A 22,153-nucleotide genomic window follows, 5' to 3' on the forward strand; every position below is an offset into this window, starting at 1 on the left:
AACAAAATAACCGCCACTGTTTATTATTAGCAGCGGCGGTTATGTGCACCTGATATTTTTTGAACAAAACTCTGTGTACGACGATAATTAAAGAAGAAAGAGATCAAGTTGTTCTACGTTATTCGTTTCTCGTTTAGCTTCATTCCGGTTTATATCGATTATAGGTGAGGAAAGCGGAATATTAATATCGTCGACTACCTCATTCTCATCACCATCTTCAACTCCGGCACTATTTAGTGGTAACATATAACTTTGAGAACATTCACTACAGATGTATTGATAACCCCTCTTTAATGAGATTGCTATAGCAATTCGCATTTCAAGACTTAAATTATTAGATTGAGCGCATTGACCGCATAAAAATTCTTGCAGAATAGACACCTCCGCAGATTTAATTTATTAACTCAGAACAAAATGTGAAAATCTTTGCCATAACTTCCCGTTCGTAATCGCTCCTCACATAGAAGCAATGCCTTTTCCAATCCGTAGTACCGCGCCATCCATCTGCCCACTCTTTGCTTGAATATAGGCAGCTTCAACTTGACGGCTTTCAGATTGAGTAAATTTAATTATAGCACCATCATTTCCTTACGTCTGTATCTGAAATGTGGGAGAAAATGACATCGAACAATATTTAGAACAGCTTGGATTTTCATTAGTTTATTTAAGGTTTTCGCATGTTGCATATTTAACTAAAGCTCGCCGTTAACGCAATGACGGTTAAACGCCATAAATGTGATAAATAAGGGCTACAATCGGCACAACCGAATTGTAGCCCTTATTGGTATAACTTTATTTACTATTTGAATCAAGTAATGCTTACCCGATTGAAGTATGATTCGAAATAGCGTTAATGATATGATCCCAATCGTCAAAGTGAATTTCGTGACCTGAACCTGAAAGGGTAAGTAACCTTGCATTGGAAATTTCTTTAGTAAGCGCTAAACCATGTTCATATGGAAGCACAGTGTCTTCAGTGCCGTGGATCACCAATGTGGGTACAGTGATTTCCGTTAATTTCCCCTCGTAGAAATCGTCTCCTTTAAGAAGTGCATGATTGAACATGCTGAGCAAATTATTGGCACGCTTTATTTCTGAGGTTACTTGCTTATAGACCCTCTTCTCGTCAAATACATGCTTTGACCCACATAGCAAACGTGACCCTTCGACCAAATAGTTTGCAACCGTTTCTTCGTCCGACCAATTCAGCGTTGCTCCACCGGCATGATAAGCAAGTATTTTCTGGTCCATTGGAGGCAAGCCACGAACGTTCTCATCCGAACCGAAAATACTTGAAGCAATTAAAGTAATGGTCAGGACTCTTTGAGGAGATCTTATTGCAACAATTTGAGCGATCATACCCCCCAACGACATTCCGACGATGTGCGATTGATCAATACCGTGTGCATCAAGTACCCCAACAGCATCATCAGCCATGTCTACCACCGTATATCCAGAAGTCCCCACTTCATAGTTGATAGAACGTCCGACATCTCGGTTATCATACCGAATAACATAACGCCCCGTGTTGGCTAAATGTTGACAGAACTCTTCATCCCAATACACCATGGAACACATAGCTCCCATAATTAGTAAGACCGCCGGATGGGTTGGATTTCCGAAGCACTCCGTACATATATCATTTCCGTTGATTATATTTATCTTTTCATTCATTGATTATCTCCTCATTTCATTCGAATTTGTTAATTATAAAAAGGCACAATGAAATAAACCCAGTTATTTCCCGGAAAATTTAATGGGTTTACATAAATTGAACCTTAAAATTAACGTAACCGAATGAACTTGATAATCATGATATGCATTCTCCTAAACAAAGTGAGTGAGGGTATTTAGCCCTCCTATGATTATAACATAATCCTTTGCTTTTCCGCTCGAATCCGACCATTCCGCGAAAAGCTTTTCGTTTTTTCCAATTATTTAAATACAGTTCTATGGTCCAGAATTATTGTGCCAAACTCGCGCACATTCTTTCATTTCCTCTACAAAAGGGCGCTTATGGTTCTGATAGCCTAACAAGCTATTGGGTGATGTGTGTGCCGCAGCTTTCTTAATTGCCGCATAGCGACGAACTTCATCGGGATGTGTACGTAAATAATCACGCAATACTACATTATCTCTCCATAAGTCACCATCGAATGGTACAAAGCTTACGTTAAAATTATTCAACCCTCTTTTTCGGAAGAAAAATCGACCAGGTCTTCGTCCGTCTTCTCCTAAAAATTCATAATTTAACTTCGCAAGAGCTTTGATATGAACTTCCGTCAGACTAACATCAGATTGTGTGCCAACCAGTATATCGACAATTGGTTTAGCGTCCAGCCCAGGTACGGAAGTGCTACCGAAGTGTTCAATTGAAATAGCGATATCATAAATTGTATTTCTTAATCTACGTGCCTCTTCTGTATATAAAACGAACCAATTTGGGTCAAAAGGAACTACGCTAACCTCGGTTTCTTCGACCTTGTTCCATTTTTTTGACACCCACATCAGCACCTTCCAAATATTATCCTAATTATATTATTAAGGAGGAGCAGTTCTACCGAGGGAAATTAAAACAGCGAGAGCCATGGACTAGTAAATATAGTCCTAGACTGTCGCTGTATTATTGTGCTATTCCCGACTAGCAATAAAATTCCAACTAGACCTAGATATGCAACAATCATGTATACTCCACCTATTTACGAAGGTTGATTATATATTATAGCATCAATATTCTTCTGGGGAACTTAATAATTATAGTATTTTTTCGAGTTCAATTTCGTCATGAATAGGTATATCGTAATAACCCACTTTAGGGATTGTTGGCTTCAGCTTCCTAGCCTCATCAACTGCGTTTTGATTTATGGCCGTTATTCGATACCCACGTCGTTGATAAAATCTTAACGCATCCACATTATCGTTTGTTGTGACAAGCCAAATGCGGTTCCTTCCCGATTGCTTTATCTTCTGTTCTACTGTAAAAATCAAATTACTCCCGACACCTATGCCTTGTACTAGCGAATTAATACTCACTAACTCGCAATCATTTATACCAAGACGGTAAGTAGCCCCCCCGACTCGTGTACCATCGGCCCAGGCGATGAATGCTCCCAACTCCGGAATATGATGCTTCTTACCTTTTGATATTACGGTATCGTCACCCCACTGCAACCACTGTTCTTTCAGCCATTCCATATCTTTTTCGCACATAGGAGCAAGAATTGTGATATCACCATTTTTATCCATTTCATCACCCCGTTTCATTATATTACTGAAAGAACGGATTATGAACTATTTAACTAAAGTTTTCCGTTAGGCTTAACGATTATAGAGTCCTTTCATTATTTCTTAAAATGAGACCCATTAAAATTTACATTCATCTAGTGTATTGGTTAATTCAGCCCATCTTGCTGATAATAATTTAGCATAATCAAGCGAAAACAAACCATAGTGGCCTAGCGAATAACCGTCATTGACTTCAATTAATAAGGTTTCTCCTCTATCCGTTAATCCCAAATCCACAGCATACCCTTTAGGAGCGGAAGTGAATTGTGAGACAATATTCTCGACAACTTTATAATCAAAGTGTAGTCGCCAATTTCCCCGATACCTGCGAATATCCAGAATCTTTCCGTACCAAACAAAACATCTCCATTCAGCTGCAAAATTGACAACTTCCGAACATAAAATATCCGGATCTTCGCCATATGCACCACAACCGATAAGATCCTTGGTACTTCTAACCACAACTCCGGTAAACTTCTTATCCTCAACTGGCTTAATAAATACATTCCAATTTTCGGGGTTGTTTGCAATTACACTGAGTTTAGACTTCCAAACCTTCCTACCCAAAAATGTTGCTATTTCATCAGGGTAATCGATTTCAGGAGGAACTATCTCATATTGTGAAAATACCGTTCTAACATCATCAACATAGCTAATAATAATATCTTCTCTTTGATGATCGGATATATCCTTGATATCATTAAAATATTGGATTTCAAAACCCATCTGTTTAAATCCATCATAAGCTGCGTAAAAATTGTGGTTCGCTATTTCATTATCAAAACCTTTTCTTATGTATACTTTCATAACTATCACCCATTCATATAAATTTATAGTAGTACCTGGGGCTGCCCACCCATTTAATTATTTTCACCGAGGGAGCGTAACGAATCTTTGTAAAGAATAAAGTTACCCAATCCACACAATGGTGTTTTCATCTCTAAAAGCTAATGGTAACTTTTTAATAAGTAAATCAATCCTTGTCACCATATATTCCAAAACATTATTCTCCAGATTAACATGTGCCCATATTCTCATTTTTTTAAGTTCCAGAAGTGTAGATTCCAACTGTTCTTTTCTTAATTCTACTCCATTCTGAATACCATAGATTTTTAACTCCTCAATAGCTGGTTGCCAAAACTTTATAAAGAATTCTTCGCTAGATATTGGTATTTCAAAACCTAGTTCAAATGAATTATCCTCTTGATTCATTCTAAACACACTAACAGACATTATTTAGGCCTCCAAACTCCACGGAGTATTCGAAAAATCTTTAGGCTATCGTTCTCCCGTTAATATCAACTCCTATAACCTATGTATTTACATTTTATTCCACATGATAATTAAGCATTCCGGCCCATTAGCTCGGAAAAGGCAGCCTATCGTCTGAACTGCCTTTTCCGTGCTGTCTTTATTCATCTCTCATTTCCCCTTAGCGTTTAATGCAAAAAGTTCATATGGATCCAAATGTTTAGTTATCTTGTCCAGCTCTGAGGAAGGGAACCAATCATTATCTAAAGCGAGGCCGTATTTTATAGTATGTATAACAGAATTCGAAGACAAAAAGATGTTATGATGAACTAATGGTTTAAACGTCACACTTTCTCCTTCCGTTAATAAGCACATATGCAATTTACTATCTATTTTTTCTGCATACACGATCCATCCTGATTGAACAACATAAAACTCTGATACCATCTTATGGAAATGGCTATTTTGCCATGCACCATTCTCTGCTGCTACGGTTCTACAGTACGAACTTCCATCCACTGAACAATTTAATCTAAATCTACGCTCACCATTTTCCATAAGGTCATATTTATTCTCAATTCCGAAAAAAGAACGTGCTTCTTCTTCAGAGATTCGTTGCATGATAAGCCTCCTGCTCGTTAATTTATTGAAGAGTCATCTGATCCTTCGAGTATTTCAAGCAAATACAATCAGATATTAATTTTAGTTTTGAACAAATTCAGCAGATACAATGGTTTTATTCCATTCCACATGTATTGTGTATGAGCCAGGCTCCAGTTTCGAGAATGTCTTTATATCTGTATAGTGCTGACCAGGCTCCAAATCAAGGTAGTCTTTTATTGGAACTCCACCTTCGTCTACTTCTTTGTTGTCTTTTAACAATTTATATCTTGCTCCACCAATAACAGTCACTTTTTTTTCACTTTGATTTTTGAAAGTATAAGTTATTTTAGTATCGATACCTAAGTTTTCTACCTTAACGGAACCGACTAAATTGGTAGATGTATTCGTCGCTGAAGGTTCAGTGTGTATTGGTTCTGACTCAGTATTTGACTTCGTACAGCCTGGAAAAATCAAGCATACTACTAAAACTAACATTATGTTTAAGCTATTTATTTTCTTCATTCCTATCACCTCGTCTAATCAGACGCTTAGATCTTAGTGTTATCATTAAATTCTCCTAGAACTTAAACGTTTTCATTTATCCAAGAACGTAGCTTTTCAGCAAAGAATGAGCGTTCATCTGGGTCGGACTGAGAGCCCTTTGTCAGATAAAGTTGATCGTTTGTATATCTAGGGTAAACATGCAGGTGATAATGCCAAACGTCTTGATTGCCAGCAGGCTCATTATGTTGCCGTGTAGAAATCCCGTCACACCCATATGTACTTTTCATTGCATACGCTGTAAGCTGAGCAGCACGGTGAATTTCAGCAGCGTAATCCGCAGGGAGTTCAAAGATGTTCTCAAAATGTTGATTAGGAACAATAAGAACATGTCCTTTATTGTTTGGCCACCATTTACTCGCTATAAATGCCGTTACATATTGATTCTGATAGACGATGTCGCTTTGTCTTGTACCCTGATTAGGTCGCTGAATTCCCGAAACAATACGACAAAATGGACATTCGTATCCTTCGGGTTTATGTGAAAATGATGCTGTCAATGTTCTCATTCAACTCCCCTTATATGTTCCATCAATACGAAATCAGATACTTTATTTTTCCTTAGCCAATCTATCATAAATTCAAAAAGCTCAATTGAGTATGTATATTCTTGTACCTGAGAAGGAAGAGACTCGTGAATTTGCTTCACATTCTCATCAATTGAAACAGATTCGATAAAACAAACTAAATTTGGTTCGAATGCATGTAAAGCTTGAAAGTAATGCTTCTGAGGTTCAATAAATCCTAAATTCAGTTCGAATCCTCCACGTCTTCTTGTTATGTCATTTGCTTTGCGTCTTCGTAACTCCGCTTCGTTGGTGCTCAAAATGTAGTATTTATCTGGAAATCCGATTTTTTTCGCAAGTAATTGCTTTCGATAGAAATCTGCAACAAAATCAAGGGATTGACCTCCAAAAAGCGAGAAATTGAAAGCCCAGTTATACCAGAAGGGTTGGAATAGGTCGATATCAATGACTATAAAATCATAGTCTTTTATTTTTTCTTGTGCTATTTCCCAACGATTAACCTGCCGTTCGAAAAACCACTCAGGATACTCATTGTCAGGGCGCTTCCACCATGTATTAACTTCTGGAATATGAAAACCATTATATTTTGAGGTAAGGGAGCTTGATGTGGTAGTTTTACCAGCTGCACTTGCACCTTCAATACTGATAACTTTCATTTAATTATTCCTCCTATGTAGATCATGGGATTTTTGCCGAAATTGGATACCATTTTAAATCCTCGGATCTAATATAGTTTGATTGAGCGTAGCGATATTCATAGAGAACTTTCCCATCTTCATTAAACGCTTTAGCATTAAAAACATTCCATGGATATGATTTATCCCATTTGAAAGTAATCGGTACATTTAATGTTGCTTTCTTACTTAATCTGTTTCCTTCTGGTCCGATCTCTAAATAAGATATCTGTGGGTCATTCAACATAACACTGAAAACGGTCGCAGCCCTGCCTTTGTCATCCGAGTATGAGACTCCGCCTATAGTTTTAATGGGGTCATCGTTATGATAATAATACGTGGACGATCCTGAAACCCATAGAAAGCCAAATGATTTGAAGCAAATGACTGTCATCGGCTTTTCAAGTGAGTTGAAGATCATTACTTTTCCCCATGGATATTCAACCTCATCTAATAATACGGAATCCTCCGGTACAAATGTGTTCGCTGTGGCAGCACTTAATGCATCTAATTTGTATTCGCCTAAATAAAAAAATAGAAATATCAATACAATTCCACATGCAATCCTTAATTTCAACTTTTCCATTATTCCCCTCCTGTTCATTTTACGCTCCAATAACTGGAAGGTTGTGCTTCAATGTGGATAAATAGATCCTATGCTAAATCTTGTAAAATCATAATAAAAAAACCTCCCCGGTTTAAGTTACTCTAGCTTTGCTAGAACTGGGAGGTTTTAATCTTTGGTATTTTCCACTTGTGACAGATCTTGCTTCATTCCAGTTCTTCCTTAAGAAGTTGATCAACTGGCAGCCTCACCTATTGCGCCGTCCCTTCAATTTCCACTTTTTCCTCATCGTTTGACCTATAGTAATACCAGAACAAAGCCACTGCAACAACACAGATGAAAGAACTGACCAAAAATCCTGATCGGATGCCGAACCAGCCGGCGTAAAGTCCGCCTAACAGCGAACCTACTGTCTTGCTGATGGCGTTCATTGTCAAAGAATTCATCATTTGGCCGCTTGCTTTCAACTCTTTGGGCACATGTGTGTTCACATACTCGGCGAGACATAAGTAAAATAGCATGAACGTCCCGCCGTGCAGTACCCATGTCGCCAAATAAACGGCTGGGTTTAGCGAGCCGCTGAACAGTAACCACCGAACGGCAAGGATAATCCCGGAACAGAGCAAGATCTTAAAGATCCCGAACCTCCGGTAAAGTGGTTGAAAAAAGAGCATGAACGGAAACTGACTGATCGAACCTAAACTGACCCCAAGGCCGATCAGCGCCGTGCTCAGTCCCTCTTCCTTACTATAGACGGCTTGAAACGTAGTAAAAAAGCCCAACGTACAGTTTACAACCAGCGTGTACAAGTAGATCAGAACTAGCTTTCTACTAGTGAACAGCTGTTTGAGTTCCACCTTCGCTTTGTGCTGATGACCTTCCACCTTAGGAATACCCCAAGCCAGCAGGAAGGCGATGAACACTAGTCCAGAGAACAACGGAAACATATAATGCAGGTTTCGGTCCAGCAGCCAGCCGGCAATAACCGCCATCAAGGCATAACCGACGGATCCTGCTGTGCGGATCCGTGAGAAGTTCATTCCCAACTTGCGGGAAATCTCCAACGTGATCGTGTCGCCGAGTGGGTTGATCACACATTGGACGGCCCCGAACACAATTGTGCACACGAATAGCAACCAGAATTGATTGCCTGCCGCCGGAAGCGTCCAGACGAGAATAGAGGTCAGCAGCAGGGCTATAAGGAGCAAGTTGTTTTTCGATGCAGCTCTATCGGCGGCCAGTCCCCAGCGTGGTTGAGCGATCATTGCGGTAATCGCTCCCGCAGTCGAGAGCAGACCAATCTGAAAATGATCAAGCCGCATGTCGTTGTAATAGATGGGAATATAGTTACTGAAAGCGCCTAAAGCCATAAATACCAGTGAGTAATACATAGACATGTACACGTACGTTGATCTTCCTGCCATCTGATTTTTCTCCTATTTCAGTTGGATATGCCGTTATACGAAATTTGCCGCTCTTTTATAGTAACATCTTACATATTCAAACGCGTGCCACGCAGCTGCTTCATAAATCAATTGATTTGGCAATTCTTCTTTCTGAAACACTAGATTCATATGATTGTCTAGCGTGTCTCTAATTCCACCAATAATTTCATGGATGGTGTCTATGTAGGGGAGATAATCGCTTAACAACTCTTGTGCTTTTTCACTACTTTCATGAATAACTAACATCGCCTCGTCTTCTGTTATCTGATAGCATTCTTTCAGAATATCTTTAATTCCATCCCATAACTCAGTCTGTTCGTCCTCTTCTAGAATCGCTAAAGGGAAAATCATTTTATGCCCACCTCCGAAGGTCTGCGCCCCTTTTTCTCTGTAAGCAGCATTGCCACAAATAAATACTACAACGTATAATTAGATGGTATCGACATTATTATTATAGCTTACTATTTGGCCAAAAAAGTTATATCGATCAGTCACAAAATATCACTCAATTGATATTTTTGAAAAGATGGTTGGATGGTGAACATCGTTGAAACACACACAACAAATGGATGAACGTGCACAAGTATTTCATGTTCTGAACAACAGGGGGATACGACTTAAATATAGGGACGTGTCCTACGAGTGTCCCCCTATTACTTACCATTATCATAAAGGGATCGAGGTCTTATTTGTCCATCAAGGAAGTGGAACCCTGACCCTTAACCGCAAGATTTACAAATTAGAGGCAGGATGTGTAGTGATTTTGCAACCCTTCCAGCTTCACCGTATTCAATTTGATGCCAATGCTCAAAATCCATATGTACGAACGGTTTTAACCTTTGAGCCCTCCATTGTTGCACCTCATTTAAAACACTTTTCTGTACTGTCTCGTTTTTTTGATCAGATATGGAAGGAACAAATGTCCAATCAGGTGTTCCGTGAGGAGCGCGACTCAACTTATATGATAGGTGTTCTTGAACGATTCAATGACTTGGTAATGGGGTGGAAAGAAAAGGCTGAAGACCACGAGACTGCGTCCATGTTGATCCTCAACATTTTAGACTATCTTATCTCGCTACATATTGGAGAATTTGGAGGAGTCTCACGTCCGGATAGCCATGCTGAAAAAATAATGAATTGGGTCGAAGAGCATTTTACGGAACCATTTGACTTAATTGAATTAGCAAAGGAACTCCATCTTTCCAAGAGTCATGTATCTCGGTTATTTCGGACCGAAACAGGGGGAAGCATTTCCGAATATGTGATCGCGCGAAGAATAAGACAAGCTTGCTGGTTGTTAAAAACAGAATCAAAATCTATTGAACAGATCGGTTCATTGGTTGGAATACCTAATTTCCCTTACTTTTGCCGTATTTTTAAAAAGATAACGGGCTTTACTCCCATTCAGTATCGTAAAAGTCAGTTTAATTAAAAAGTTCGATGGAACTGAGAATATTGAGACGAGACAATCACCGCGCTACACCATCCGTTTAAAAGCAAAGACAGGACGGCAGCCGTCCTGTCTTTGGAACTATCTTTAGTAGCATCAGTTAGACTGTACGTCTAAAAGAGCTTTCAAAACTTCCGGTGTCAGCCCCTCCCCCGCGTAAGAAACCAATGGGGAAATTTCGATATCCCGTCCTACAAGCGCAGAGGAATCCACACCTGCTTCCAAGAGCCACTTCTTATATAATTCCTGCACAAGTGAGCGAGCTGTCGCCGGACTGTCCTTGCCCTCCTTGTTTTTGACAGGGGCGAACTCTTCCTCTTTTCGTATTTTCAAAACCATCATGCGTTCGGCGAGCGGAAAGAAATCAAATATAAATTTTTCAAATTTAAAAGCATTAGGCGACTCTGGATGGACCGGATGTCCCTGATCGTCTATGAATTTGACCGCTTTATTGGCGGCGTGATAAGGAATATTCGTATCCGCATGCTGTTCGATAAAATCGGTACGAAACAAATGAATCGAAAGGTTGGCCAGCCCGTAGGTCAAGTGGCCCGAGCTATCTCTTTCGTACATTAGCTCTTTAGGCACGTCCATGTATTCAATGACTGCGGGTCTGCCGTCCTTCATGCAAAGAATGCCGACTTTCTCCTCAGGGTAGGATTTTTCTGCGACTTTGGTGGCAATCGGATAGTTATGATGTGCAGCAGCCCCTATAAAAAACGGATCGGCGACTCGGATCAAAGCATTATCTACATTGTAATAGAAAAGCCACTCCACTCCCCGACGTTTCAGGTCGTCCAAGGCTCCTGACCGCTTCATGGAAGCAAAGCAGTCGCCGTTTCCGCTAGGGGTAAGACCGATTTCGTCCTTGGCGGAGAGCAGGATGTGTCCTAAGGAATCCAGTGCTGGCAGGACATTTTGCCGAAAGAAGAAAATGTCGTCAGGGGCATAGCCGAAATACTCTGATGCCTGGAAGTATCGCACTGTATCCTGATGGTTCTCAGGGCTGGTCATAATGTACCAGGGGATGAACCGACCAGCTTTCCGTGACAAGTTGAGCAAGCGCTCGGCCTGCAGCTGGAACAGCGACTTTCCTGACGGCAGCCCGATGTTATAGGTCCCCTTAGGCCCTTCATGCTCTAGGCGGCTTCCGTGCCCTCCAGCGACGACAAGCGCCGCGACCTTGCCTTGACGGAGTAAGTCCCAACCAGACTCGATCAGTTTCTCCCGCTCCTCCTCGCTATAATCTTCCGAATCATAGGCTTCCATTGGCGAAATAAAGTCGGTGTTTGCCACTGGCTGCTTCGTACGTTGAAAAAGCTCACCAAGCGCGGCAAAATTCAGCTGTTCCATCTCATCGAGCAGCTTGTTCTTCGAATCATTGGAAAGCGACGGGTAATGCCTTAGTAAATGCTCCTGGCCGTAGGCTTGAGCCTTTTTATAGAGTTCGTCATATCGGTTATCCACGAAAAACCTCCTATGTAGATTGCTTCGTTACATCATTATCGAAATATTCCTCCGAATATTCGCTATTGGATCGAACATTAACGCATAATAATATCTTCAACATCTATGTCATCATAGATTTTTATACTTAGAACAAAACCTATCGATACCATGTTAATCAACAACGAGGTGCCTCCATAGCTGATAAAAGGAAGGGTGATTCCCGTAATCGGCATGATACCAATCAGCATCCCGATGTTTTCGAAAACTTGAAACAAAAACATAGCGGAAATTCCACCAATGATGTAAATGCCTGTTTGGCTGCGAATGTTAAGTGCGATAGTGATCATTCGATAAATGAGAAGAAAATAAAGGAAGAGTAACACCGATGCTCCTATAAATCCAAATTCTTCTCCTACTACAACGAATATGGAATCTGCATAGGTATATGGAACCTGACCACTCTGGACTGAAGTTCCATGAAGATAGCCATCTCCTTCTAACGAGCCTGATCCGATTGCTTTGATCGATTGTTTCATGTGATACGTTGCTTTTTCAGAAGCTTGCTCTGGCAAAAGGACGGCATCCACCCTATCCAACCAGTACTCTTTATGTTTGGATGCCATAAAATTCTTTATTTCCACATGATATTTGATATAGCTCCAGAGGGAGCTTCCGCTTAAGATTATCATAATTACTAGACCTATCCAAACATGCTTGTAGTTCATGTGTCCGAACCAACAGACCACAATAAAAATAACCAAATACGCAATGGAATTACCGAGGTCTGGTTGCATTAGAACCAAGAGAAAAGGAACTAATGTTATAAAACCCATTGGCAGTATTTCCTTGAACACGCTAAGCGTCTCGACTTCTCTTTTAGATAGAAAATACGATAAAAACAAGATTAAAATGAGCTTACAAAGCTCTGCTGGTTGAAAGCCAATCCCACCAGGAAGAATGAACCACCCCTGGGCATTGTTGATCGTATCCCCTTTAAAAAATAATAAGACTAGCAGTCCCACCCCTATGAAATAGTACATCGGTGAAAAGCGCAATAAGAGTTTATAGTTAAAAAATAGCATTATAAATAAGACAATAAACCCAAACCCGTAATAATACATCATTTTAATATATGATTGGGAATAATCTGGTTCAGTCCGTGTTGCGCTGTAGATGCAGAATATACTAGTGATCATTAAGATGAACAGCAGCAACAAAATAATGACATCCAGCCCTTTAATTATTCTTTTCAACATGAAAGCTAATTGCGTTCCTCCAAGGATATTCTCAATAATGAATCACCTATTTCTGGATATGTTAAGAAATCTACATATAAATATAAGATAAACTGTTTAATAAAAAGTGGGGTATTTATTAAATTTTCCTTAAATTTCCCAGCGAACCCACTCTATTATCTCTTCCTGATTCTCAAAAATAGGCATACAAATAAGGAGTCGCATTAGGCTATTTGCCATGCGGCTCCTTAAGTTTATACCATTAATACGAGATCTCTTACCAATTGAGAATCAATTTAGCCATTCGGGCTAAATCTTCGATATCAATGAATCCGTCTTGATTAAGATCTAAGCTCATCACAGAATTCCAGTCTGGATCATATGACGTCTTGCCATAGGCTTTTACCATTTTCGACAAATCTCCTACACTTATTCGATTATCGTGGTTGATATCGCCAGGTATAGCTACAATTACCAAGCTTCGGAACAATTGCAGCGCCTGGGTTAATGCAGTTGTTGATTGATCTACATCACTTTGCGTTGCCGAGGCATCATTTGCAATTTGAACCGCTGCACTAATAGCCTTATTCAGTGCTTCTTTCGACCCGATAGGGTATTGTCCGACAAGCTTTCCTTCGGTTGCATTCGCATATACGCCTTCTGCTTCCGCAATCAGCTCGGTTAAATCCTGCTTCTCAACAGCAGCAATGTGAATGCGATGCGAAGACCCTGCAATTTCATGTTCAACGTCATCTTGGTCTGCCATCACTACACCCAAAACTGCAACATCGACATCCCCCGGTTCTGCTTCCGGTTTTGCTTTGAATTGCAGCTTCATCAGGGCTCTATTCGGATCTGTTTGCAAATCACCGAAAAACACGTTAAGAAACCGGATTTTGCCAGGTTCTATCCTTTTATAATCAACTACTTTAAAATCGTTACTGAGCGACACTGGTGCAATAAAATCCAACTTATACGTATTGAAGGTCACGGTCATATCTTGAGCAAGTGCTTCATGGCTGTACCCGTTTAATCCAAAGGTTAAATCAAACACTTCGCCTGTTGACACCTTTTCAGGTCCAGTCAGATAGCTTGGGTCAAGATTACCTGATGGAGTTAGAACGGTCACAGCAGCAGTTGCTGTCAGTGAAACTCCCTCTACTGTACCTGTTACGGTAAAACTCCCTTCTTTCGCGTAACTGGAAGGATCGATGAGTTCCCAGGTAACTGGTAACTGCGACTCAGAACCCGAACTGTAAACGGCTGTTACAACGTTAGGCAGAACAGGTGCCGCTCCAACATTGGTAGATACTTGTACAGGCCGGATAGACCAAACATTTTCTGTATAAGGAACCAAAGTAACTTCGTCTACATATAAAGTATCCGTCCCCGTATTCGTAAATACGATCTTTAGCGTCTCATAATCCATATTTGGGGATTCGTACGTAAAGATGGAATCGATTTGTGACCAAACCCTTGCCTCAAGATTGCTTCTTTCCGCAAGGGTCTTAGTATAAACAACCTTTCCAACTGTATCCAGAGCAACCAAGTTGATTTTCCCTGTTGTCCCTTCATCGGAAGGCATAAAGAAGCCATTGACCTTGTACTTCTTGTTAGTCGTGACTTTATCCGTAATCACTTGGGCTATGCCGTTCGCAGCTTCTTCCCGATTCGAGATCATCGCCGAATAGGCCGTTGTCGAGCTGACTGCTGTCGGAGGAGCGGAATAATTCTGACCTGTGGTACGATCAAATGTCGTGCCTGTTGTACCATACGCTCTTTCCCATGCAGCTGCCGTTGAATCTTCAAAACTTCCATTCGTCAAGATACTTCCGGAAGGAAGAACCGATTGATCGAACTCAAAGCGGTCGATATGAAATAACGCATTTCCATTACCGTGAAACACCATATATATATCATGGTAACCATTAGCCGCCTTGTCTCCCGTATCGATCTGGATGGGATAGGACGAATAGGCATCTCCGCTGCCTTTGCCTGGAATGTTGAACGTGCCGACCACTCTGCCAGTTGCAGGATCATCGATTCGCACCTCTATGAATCCGCCTTGTATAGCAGCCGCTATCGCGTTCATGCTTAGTATATGCCGTCTGACAATGCCGCCGTTGGCTGAGCCATCGCCGAAGTTTACGTTAGCAAATTTAATATAGCTGCCGTTCGATACATCGGACAAAGCTCCATTGGCACCACCTGGAATGATGTTAAATTGGCCGGACGCCCCGTCATTGTCTTCAGCTTCAAGTGTAGAAAAAATGTCGCGCTTCGTAGTCAATCCGGGAAGATTGTGATCCGTTTGGGGTACAAAAGTAATGACTGAGTTTGCCGGAATGTTTACCTCAAAAGATCCGTCAGTCATGACTACCGGTTCAATCAGCTTTTGATTTTCACTGGCTGACGTGCGATAACCGACAACCGAAGCCGCACCAGCCGGAAAATGATTCAATTTGAAGTTGACCACTTGATTCGCTGCTCCGCTGTTGACAGCTATGATACTAAATTCGTTATTTGCAGGATTTTTATAAGCTGATATATTTACGCCTTCAACAGGGACACGAGTAGCATCAATCCGAATATCACCTGGGTTAATAAAACGAGAGAAATTTCCAAATGTATATAATCGTTTAAATGTTCGATATAAGCCAGTAACTGTAGAGCCATTCCCTTGAGGTGAACCCGTCGTCGCTAATCGGATCAGGTCAGAACCATCAGCGCCATTATTCCCAATCGGCCACCACCACAAAAAACTGTTGAAGCCAGGATCGCTCGTAAACATATTCGTCAGCAGGTTTGCCCACTTGACGCCATCCGTAATCGTCTGATTCGCATAAAGCTGCGTATTTGCAGCAGCAGAAGAGTTCGCTGTATTCTGCGTCATGAACTCTGTTTGCCATAACTTGAAGTTACGCAAGAAATCAGGATAAGCACCTGTTGTTCCTGTAGACGTTAAAGGACCATTATTGAAACTTGATGTCCCATACAAGTGCGTCGAGAATACATCGATGTATGTACTAGATGCAGGATCTTCGAGCATTGGGCGTCCGAGATTCAACGAAGCGTTCAAGTTCGTGCCTTCGGGAGCTACGATTAGGGGAGGGTTCATGCCCAGCTCGGCAAATTTCCCTTCATCGATGGCCTTTTGAAGCGTTGGACCTAAATAATTTTGCATAAAATCTTTATACTCCGCTGCTGTTATCACAAATCCCGAGTAGGAGCCATGCGCCGCTTCCGACTCATTTGCTGGTCCGATATGGGTAATCGGAATACCGAACTCACGCTTATACCCAATAGCATACTGAACAAGGTAATCTGCGTAATCCTGATAGCTATCTGCTTTTAATTTGGCACCATTTTGACCCAAAACACTGCTATTCGTCTTCATCCAATACGGAGGAGACCATGCATCGGCATAGAAAGTCTTCACACCGTAAGACATCGCTTCCTTCATAATCCAGACTTGCGCCTCATCAAAGTGTGCCTTGCGCGAAGCCCAGTCCGGTTGATCCCAGACGAAACCTTCATTTTTCTCTGGCCAAATCGTATCCGTTGGGCCATCGTAGAAGCGATTCCCCCACTCCGCTTTCGTGGCAGCGTTTACAATTCCGCCATCTCCAAGATTCGTACGGACAATGTTAAGACCTATTCCTTTATCATGGCTAAATATGAGATCCAACAGCTCACGGCCGGCAACCGGGTCTTTATCATAAATTTGTTTGATGCCGGCAGCTTTATTAAAAGCGAAAGCACCTCCAAGTCCATCCATGACCTGCTTCTCGTTATTCCAATCAACCACACTAGTGGATGTTGCCGCTTTGACCTCAGGTATAGGCAGCCATCCTAAAACCAAAGAAAGACATAGGCTGAAACATAGGACTCCTTTAAGGCTTGCTTTTAGCACCACGAATCACTCCCCAAAAATACTTTTGGCATTTGGATACGATCAACACTTCCCTCACACAGGGCTCCTTCCCCCTATAATCATCAGTCATAGCCTCGATCAATAATATAACTAGTATTACTAGTAATACTTAAAGTTGATTATAGGATAAACGGTTAGCAATTTCAACATGTATTTGGATGTAATTGAAGCTTAAATTACCGCAGAGTCAACACTCGTTGGATCCAAACGAAAATGCTAAAAATGCCATCCCGCAAAGGGGATGGCTGTTCATGTATTGTGTTTTAAACGAATCGATACGTCCAGAATCGTTCCGTACCGAAGCGCGCCTGGATTTCCGAATCCGATAATTTCTTGTTACCTAACAATTCGGCGGCTTGAAATTGGGATCTATGTGATTGAATTGACGCCATCTTCTGTTTCAAGTAACCTCTGACGTCATTCATGATATCAGGTTTGCCGATCTCTTGTTCAAGATTATTGGCAAATGCCATGCAATGTACGGTCGGTCTTCGATCGGCAGGCATACTGCCAATTGTTCGGATGACCGCCGCCCCGCATGCGTTGTGATCAGGATGAACGCTTAACGTCGGGTGGAATGTAAGGACCAACGAAGGATTGAGCTCTTTAATGAGCGCTTCGATGCTTCCGTCCAACTTCACCTTATCCTCGAATTCGATCATTTTATCGTGAAATCCGAGCATTCTAATATCCCGGATGCCGATGGCACGGCAAGAGGCTTCCAATTCCTGCTTGCGTATGACAGGTAAAGTAACCCGGTTAGCGAAAGGCGGTATGCCCATGTTGCGGCCCATTTCTCCTAAAGTCAAACAAGCGTAAGTAACTTCCGATCCTTGGCTAAGATGCATGGCAAGCGTCCCTGACGCGCTGAAGGCTTCGTCGTCCGGATGCGGAAGTACAACTAGGATGTGTCGTTCCATATGTGTTCTCATTCTCCTTTCCCTTAGAACGGATCCCGGCTCAATTGCAACGCCACGACGAGTTTCCCTGCCGTATCATGGCCCGCAAGGATAAGCCTTTCGGAATCCGTCTCTTCATAATGGGTAAGCCCCTCGGAGTAAACCCAACCTTGCTCCGTTTTCAAGCCGACGCGATAAGGTCCATTCCCGGAAATTGAGCCGTGGGAATAACGAATAACGGCGTTCGAAATAAAGGTCGCGGCCGGATGCTTCGTACGATCCAGATGCGCGGCGTAAGCTCCCGTTGTCATCTCAAGATGGATATATAAATCCAGATCGATAAGGGTATCGATAAACTCCTGGACTTTCGTTATGTCGATAAGCTGCATTTACTTTCCTCCAATCGCGTTAATTCTATCGGACTCGTATAAGCTTGTCCGATATGACATCATTTTAGCATACCTTGACATGGAATCCACGTTACCTGCTAACTATTGGTATTACGACTCCAGCAATTGATGTCCATATCAAGTAAGTCTGATCTTTATACCATAAATTAGCTTACTATCACAAAACCAAAACTTGGCTAATTTTTACATTTAAAGCAGGTAAATGAACATACATAGATAACGCCTATTGCATATCTTAATCTATCGTATACGAAGTGAGGCGAAACGTTTGAAAATCCTATTTATATACATTGTGCCTAGTAGCGGGATGGAAACGCTCAATCGCGAGCGTTGTAAGTCACTTCAACCTCATGGCGTGAACTGCCATCTGTTATATCTAGTAGACGGCAGCGGATTGCAGAATTTTCAAATGAATAGTCGTTCCATTTTTGTGACCAATGAAGATCATGAGATTCGCATAGGCTGGGTTGGTCGTATTGAGTCCAACAAAAACTGGCAGATGTTTCTAGACATCGTCTTACTATCTATGCTGCAAGACCTCGGTATCCATTAAATAGATGGAATCTTAACGATCACTGTAGTTCCCTGGCCAATCTGGCTTTCTATTTCTACCCCATAACCTTCTCCGAACATCAGCTTGATCCTGTTATTTATATTGGAAAGTCCAATGCTTTTCCCATCCGGGCTGTTCTTCACTCTCTCCGAATCGTCCATGTTCAGATTCGATTTTATACTTTCGAGCTCATCATGACCGATCCCTATGCCAGAATCCTTCACTTGGAAACAGACATCTCCATTCGCATCGATATGACCTTTTACAAGTAGATCCCCTCCTGCGTCCCTACGTTCAAGGCCATGATAAATAGAATTTTCAATGATAGGCTGTAAAATCATTTTAGGTGTTTTCATGTCCAATAGCTTTTCTTCTATATCTACTTCCATTGAAAACTTGTTTTCATACCGTATTGAAATAATATTCATGTACGCCTGAACACACTGAATTTCTTCGCTTATCCGAACAAGCTCATCTTCTTTAATGCTGTAACGAAATATTTTTGACATAGAGGAAGTAATCTGGGCAATTTCCTTGCTGCCATATTCAAGCCCGATACTGCTTATGCAATTTAGTGTATTATAAAGGAAATGCGGGTTGATTTGGCTTTGTAACGCCGAAAATTCAACTTGCTTTTTGCTAATTTCCGACTCATATAATCTTGCCTGTGTATTCAAGATATTGCTTGCCATCTCTTCCATTTGGTCGATCATGCTGTTGATATCGTAGGCCAGCACACCAACTTCATTCGTTGAGCGTACCTTGATCCGAAAGCTCATGTCTCTTTTACCGATTCTTTTCATATCGGCTACTAGCCCCATGACAGGTCGTGTCAAATTATTCAGGAAAAAATACCCTAAAATAATCAAGCTTAGAATGATACCAATGCCAGCAATAATACTAACATTTTTGATAGCGTTCATGTCGGTCGTCAATTCGTGCACCGGAATAATACTTACGATCCGCCACCCGTCTGCTTGCTCCAAATCTTTTTCCTGAACGATGACGTCTTCCCCGTTTATATGGGTTTTGACGCCACTAGTTAGGCTATCGCGATCTACTGAAAGTATATCTTTGAATAAAATGCCGCGGAAATTTGCATTATTTGACGCAATGACTTCATTACGGCTGTTTAATAGATACAAAGTAGAGTTAGGCGTCAAATCCGTATTTTTAACAAGTTCTTGCAGCCTTTCGGTATTCACCATAACGGAGCAATAGCCGGTTAGTTGTGAAAAATGAACCCCGCCAATAGCTTCAATAATAGGTGCTATATAAAAGAAATATTCGCTTCCTGTTTTTTCGTCTTTTAGAATATCTGTATACGTTCCTTTGTTAACTGACTTCCTATCCATTTTATATGGCTTAATAAATTCATCGTATTGATTCGAAAAAAATATATCACCGTTTGCTGTAGCTAAACTGTATATGCGTCTTCCCTCATTATCATTAATAACAATACCATTCACATATGAATTAAAAGACCTCATATACTCCATGAGATCAATAACGTAAGCCCCGATATCAAAAGCCCTCTTATAATCATCATCCGCAATGGTAAATTCTTGAATCTTTTTATTACTAACAACAATGTTTGTACTTACTTCTAGATCGTTAAATACGGTATCTATTTTTTGCCGTGTTTGCTCAATGATTTTATTACCATAATTGGATGCCCTTTTTTGCGTAAGATCATAGAAACTGTAGTAGAAATACAATTCCATGGTCGTAAATATGATGATTGAAAATGTAAATATGAGTAAGATCTGATGTTTTAGCTTCAGTCTACTAATCTGCACAATCCCCACTCCGATCGCTAACCATCAACTTTTTCTGAATTTCGTAGGTGTGATCCCGCATTGTTTTTTGAACACTTTATTGAAATAATAGTAATCTACGTACCCTACTTTGGTTGCAACTTCTTCAATGGACAATTCTGTATGTTTCAAAAGCTCGCAGGCTTTTTTCACTCTCAATTCAGTGACGTATTCCGAGAAGGTTTTGCCCAAATTTTTCTTGAAAAACTGGCAGCAATAGACCTGGTTAATGAAAAATTGGGCAGACAAATCTTTCAGGTATAGTCTGGACTGAAAGTGATTATCGATGTATTTAACCATCTGGCTAAAATACGTGTTGATATCACCTTCATTAACAGTCTGACCGTTCAGTTGCTTGATGTAGATCAGAATATCATATAAAAAACTGCATAAGGACTCAAAGTTCTCAAAGCGCTCCTTCAGTTCAGAGTAATTCAGGAAATCAAGCTCCATATCTTTCAACTCGTCATAGTAGGTTCCAACCAACACACTAACCACTTGATTCCATAAGTAGACTACCTCTCCCATACCCAAGTGATTTTGTCTGAAGAAATGTACACCCTTCTCCATGATGTAATCCATTTCATCGAATTTATTCTCATGAATGATTGTAGAAATTTCATCTATAAAGGGCTTAACAACAGTAAGCCTTGGCTCATATTCAAATACACCTTTTTCTTCATTCAAAAATATTTGTGATGCTGCGAGATCAGATTCCTTCATCAGTTTTGCAATACTATCATAATTCGTTGAAATGCTGCTAATTCCTATCGCCTTTATTTCTAATCCCGTGAAAACCGTGCAATCTAACTGCGTATCCAAATCAGATTTTTCACTGCTTTTGAGAATATATAGCGTCTTTCTTGAACCAAAATCAATTTCCAATGTCTGTTTACGATCGAAAAACTTTAGGTGCCTATAATCCTTGTTCTCACTATTTGAATAAATAACAAGCACACGAAAGTAATCGTCCGACGAACGATCAAAAAAGGGTGTTAAACGATTTAATTCACTTTTATCCATTGAAGTTAAAGCCTCTAGGATCAGGTTATTTCGAATACTGCGCTTCTTAGAAAAATGCAAGGCCAGCTTCTCGATCAATGGGTCGGCCATATCTATATCTATGGGCTTTAGGAAATAGTCCAGTGCCCCATATCTTAAGGCTTCCTGCGCATATGCAAACTCAGCGAAACCGCTTACAACTACAAACTCAACATCCAATTCCTTCTCTTTGGTCATCCTCATGAGCTCAAGGCCGGAAATTTCGGGCATTCTTATATCTGTAAAAACAAGATCAGGGCACTCCTCGTTGATAAACTCGATTGCTTTATGGACGCTTGTGAATTGGCCTGTGATTTCAAAACCGTATTTATCCCAGTTAAATACATTCCTTATTCCTTTAATCGCCCACGGTTCATCATCTATAATAATAACACTGTACATAAGTACCCCCTAGATAACTGATCTACCCTAATCTTTAAAATTCTATCTTTTT

Annotated in this window: 21 protein-coding genes; 2 read left to right on the forward strand and 19 right to left on the reverse strand. The window is 40.8% G+C overall.

Features of this window, described 5'->3' with window-relative positions; genetic code table 11:
• Nucleotides 1-819 precede the first annotated feature (819 nt).
• The 12 genes from mle to AC58VC_RS05255 all read right to left on the reverse strand — a co-directional run bounded on the left by mle (nt 820) and on the right by AC58VC_RS05255 (nt 9,262).
• On the reverse strand, nt 820-1,674 hold the full coding sequence (mle, locus tag AC58VC_RS05200) for an alpha/beta fold macrolide esterase (protein ID WP_497367745.1): 855 nt from the start codon (nt 1,672-1,674) through the stop codon (nt 820-822).
• A gap of 276 nt (nt 1,675-1,950) precedes the next feature.
• Nucleotides 1,951-2,502: a GrpB family protein gene (locus AC58VC_RS05205; RefSeq protein WP_497367746.1), complete on the reverse strand. Its 552-nt coding sequence runs from the start codon at nt 2,500-2,502 to the stop codon at nt 1,951-1,953.
• Nucleotides 2,503-2,754: 252 nt separating this feature from the next.
• Entirely contained in the window at nt 2,755-3,246 is a 492-nt protein-coding gene (locus AC58VC_RS05210; protein ID WP_497367747.1) for a GNAT family N-acetyltransferase, read from the reverse strand.
• A gap of 117 nt (nt 3,247-3,363) precedes the next feature.
• Entirely contained in the window at nt 3,364-4,092 is a 729-nt protein-coding gene (locus AC58VC_RS05215) for an ATP-grasp domain-containing protein (protein WP_497367748.1), read from the reverse strand.
• Between the two features lie 102 nt (nt 4,093-4,194).
• The gene (locus tag AC58VC_RS05220) at nt 4,195-4,518 is read right to left on the reverse strand and encodes a hypothetical protein (RefSeq protein ID WP_497367749.1); all 324 of its coding nucleotides are present in this window, start codon (nt 4,516-4,518) and stop codon (nt 4,195-4,197) included.
• Between the two features lie 189 nt (nt 4,519-4,707).
• On the reverse strand, nt 4,708-5,157 hold the full coding sequence (locus AC58VC_RS05225) for a hypothetical protein (RefSeq protein WP_497367750.1): 450 nt from the start codon (nt 5,155-5,157) through the stop codon (nt 4,708-4,710).
• A gap of 81 nt (nt 5,158-5,238) precedes the next feature.
• Nucleotides 5,239-5,661 (reverse strand): hypothetical protein, encoded by a 423-nt coding sequence (locus tag AC58VC_RS05230; protein ID WP_497367751.1) that lies wholly within the window; start codon nt 5,659-5,661, stop codon nt 5,239-5,241.
• A gap of 62 nt (nt 5,662-5,723) precedes the next feature.
• Nucleotides 5,724-6,209 (reverse strand): HIT family protein, encoded by a 486-nt coding sequence (locus AC58VC_RS05235; protein WP_497367752.1) that lies wholly within the window; start codon nt 6,207-6,209, stop codon nt 5,724-5,726.
• Nucleotides 6,206-6,883 (reverse strand): hypothetical protein, encoded by a 678-nt coding sequence (locus AC58VC_RS05240; protein ID WP_497367753.1) that lies wholly within the window; start codon nt 6,881-6,883, stop codon nt 6,206-6,208. Before AC58VC_RS05240 ends, AC58VC_RS05235 begins: the two co-directional genes overlap by 4 nt.
• Before the next feature lie 22 nt (nt 6,884-6,905).
• Nucleotides 6,906-7,487 (reverse strand): hypothetical protein, encoded by a 582-nt coding sequence (locus tag AC58VC_RS05245; RefSeq protein ID WP_497367754.1) that lies wholly within the window; start codon nt 7,485-7,487, stop codon nt 6,906-6,908.
• Between the two features lie 230 nt (nt 7,488-7,717).
• A complete protein-coding gene (locus tag AC58VC_RS05250) occupies nt 7,718-8,890 on the reverse strand; it encodes an MFS transporter (protein WP_497367755.1) in 1,173 nt (390 codons plus the stop codon).
• Nucleotides 8,891-8,923: 33 nt separating this feature from the next.
• Nucleotides 8,924-9,262, reverse strand: a complete 339-nt coding sequence (locus AC58VC_RS05255) for a hypothetical protein (protein ID WP_497367756.1) — start codon at nt 9,260-9,262, stop codon at nt 8,924-8,926.
• Nucleotides 9,263-9,476: 214 nt separating this feature from the next.
• Here AC58VC_RS05255 and AC58VC_RS05260 point away from each other — a divergent pair, with 214 nt between their 5' ends.
• Nucleotides 9,477-10,343, forward strand: a complete 867-nt coding sequence (locus AC58VC_RS05260) for an AraC family transcriptional regulator (protein ID WP_497367757.1) — start codon at nt 9,477-9,479, stop codon at nt 10,341-10,343.
• Between the two features lie 114 nt (nt 10,344-10,457).
• On the opposite strand, the gene AC58VC_RS05265 is transcribed toward AC58VC_RS05260, so the two are convergent.
• The 5 genes from AC58VC_RS05265 to AC58VC_RS05285 form a co-directional block, all read right to left on the reverse strand.
• Nucleotides 10,458-11,828 (reverse strand): UTP--glucose-1-phosphate uridylyltransferase, encoded by a 1,371-nt coding sequence (locus AC58VC_RS05265; protein WP_497367758.1) that lies wholly within the window; start codon nt 11,826-11,828, stop codon nt 10,458-10,460.
• A 77-nt stretch (nt 11,829-11,905) separates the two neighbouring features.
• On the reverse strand, nt 11,906-13,066 hold the full coding sequence (locus AC58VC_RS05270; RefSeq protein WP_497367759.1) for an FtsW/RodA/SpoVE family cell cycle protein: 1,161 nt from the start codon (nt 13,064-13,066) through the stop codon (nt 11,906-11,908).
• Between the two features lie 256 nt (nt 13,067-13,322).
• On the reverse strand, nt 13,323-16,907 hold the full coding sequence (locus AC58VC_RS05275) for an Ig-like domain-containing protein (RefSeq protein ID WP_497367760.1): 3,585 nt from the start codon (nt 16,905-16,907) through the stop codon (nt 13,323-13,325).
• 335 nt (nt 16,908-17,242) lie between these two features.
• Nucleotides 17,243-17,899 (reverse strand): bacillithiol biosynthesis deacetylase BshB2, encoded by a 657-nt coding sequence (gene bshB2 / locus AC58VC_RS05280; RefSeq protein WP_497367761.1) that lies wholly within the window; start codon nt 17,897-17,899, stop codon nt 17,243-17,245.
• Between the two features lie 23 nt (nt 17,900-17,922).
• Entirely contained in the window at nt 17,923-18,267 is a 345-nt protein-coding gene (locus AC58VC_RS05285; RefSeq protein ID WP_497367762.1) for a YojF family protein, read from the reverse strand.
• Between the two features lie 289 nt (nt 18,268-18,556).
• On the opposite strand from AC58VC_RS05285, the gene AC58VC_RS05290 reads away from it, so the two are divergent.
• A complete protein-coding gene (locus AC58VC_RS05290) occupies nt 18,557-18,841 on the forward strand; it encodes a hypothetical protein (RefSeq protein WP_497367763.1) in 285 nt (94 codons plus the stop codon).
• On the opposite strand, the gene AC58VC_RS05295 is transcribed toward AC58VC_RS05290, so the two are convergent.
• Entirely contained in the window at nt 18,838-20,640 is a 1,803-nt protein-coding gene (locus tag AC58VC_RS05295; protein WP_497367764.1) for a cache domain-containing sensor histidine kinase, read from the reverse strand. The genes AC58VC_RS05290 and AC58VC_RS05295 overlap by 4 nt on opposite strands.
• Before the next feature lie 24 nt (nt 20,641-20,664).
• On the reverse strand, nt 20,665-22,101 hold the full coding sequence (locus AC58VC_RS05300) for a response regulator transcription factor (protein ID WP_497367765.1): 1,437 nt from the start codon (nt 22,099-22,101) through the stop codon (nt 20,665-20,667).
• Nucleotides 22,102-22,153: the final 52 nt, after the last annotated feature.

The organism is Paenibacillus sp. J22R67 (assembly GCF_059692175.1).

Coding starts and splice junctions, on each gene's coding strand:
- mle (WP_497367745.1), bottom strand. CDS start 1,674: ATGAATGAAAAGATAAATATAATCAACGGAAATGATATATGTACGGAG.
- AC58VC_RS05210 (WP_497367747.1), bottom strand. CDS start 3,246: ATGGATAAAAATGGTGATATCACAATTCTTGCTCCTATGTGCGAAAAA.
- AC58VC_RS05215 (WP_497367748.1), bottom strand. CDS start 4,092: ATGAAAGTATACATAAGAAAAGGTTTTGATAATGAAATAGCGAACCAC.
- AC58VC_RS05220 (WP_497367749.1), bottom strand. CDS start 4,518: ATGTCTGTTAGTGTGTTTAGAATGAATCAAGAGGATAATTCATTTGAA.
- AC58VC_RS05225 (WP_497367750.1), bottom strand. CDS start 5,157: ATGCAACGAATCTCTGAAGAAGAAGCACGTTCTTTTTTCGGAATTGAG.
- AC58VC_RS05230 (WP_497367751.1), bottom strand. CDS start 5,661: ATGAAGAAAATAAATAGCTTAAACATAATGTTAGTTTTAGTAGTATGC.
- AC58VC_RS05235 (WP_497367752.1), bottom strand. CDS start 6,209: ATGAGAACATTGACAGCATCATTTTCACATAAACCCGAAGGATACGAA.
- AC58VC_RS05240 (WP_497367753.1), bottom strand. CDS start 6,883: ATGAAAGTTATCAGTATTGAAGGTGCAAGTGCAGCTGGTAAAACTACC.
- AC58VC_RS05245 (WP_497367754.1), bottom strand. CDS start 7,487: ATGGAAAAGTTGAAATTAAGGATTGCATGTGGAATTGTATTGATATTT.
- AC58VC_RS05250 (WP_497367755.1), bottom strand. CDS start 8,890: ATGGCAGGAAGATCAACGTACGTGTACATGTCTATGTATTACTCACTG.
- AC58VC_RS05255 (WP_497367756.1), bottom strand. CDS start 9,262: ATGATTTTCCCTTTAGCGATTCTAGAAGAGGACGAACAGACTGAGTTA.
- AC58VC_RS05260 (WP_497367757.1), top strand. CDS start 9,477: ATGGATGAACGTGCACAAGTATTTCATGTTCTGAACAACAGGGGGATA.
- AC58VC_RS05270 (WP_497367759.1), bottom strand. CDS start 13,066: ATGTTGAAAAGAATAATTAAAGGGCTGGATGTCATTATTTTGTTGCTG.
- bshB2 (WP_497367761.1), bottom strand. CDS start 17,899: ATGGAACGACACATCCTAGTTGTACTTCCGCATCCGGACGACGAAGCC.
- AC58VC_RS05285 (WP_497367762.1), bottom strand. CDS start 18,267: ATGCAGCTTATCGACATAACGAAAGTCCAGGAGTTTATCGATACCCTT.
- AC58VC_RS05300 (WP_497367765.1), bottom strand. CDS start 22,101: ATGTACAGTGTTATTATTATAGATGATGAACCGTGGGCGATTAAAGGA.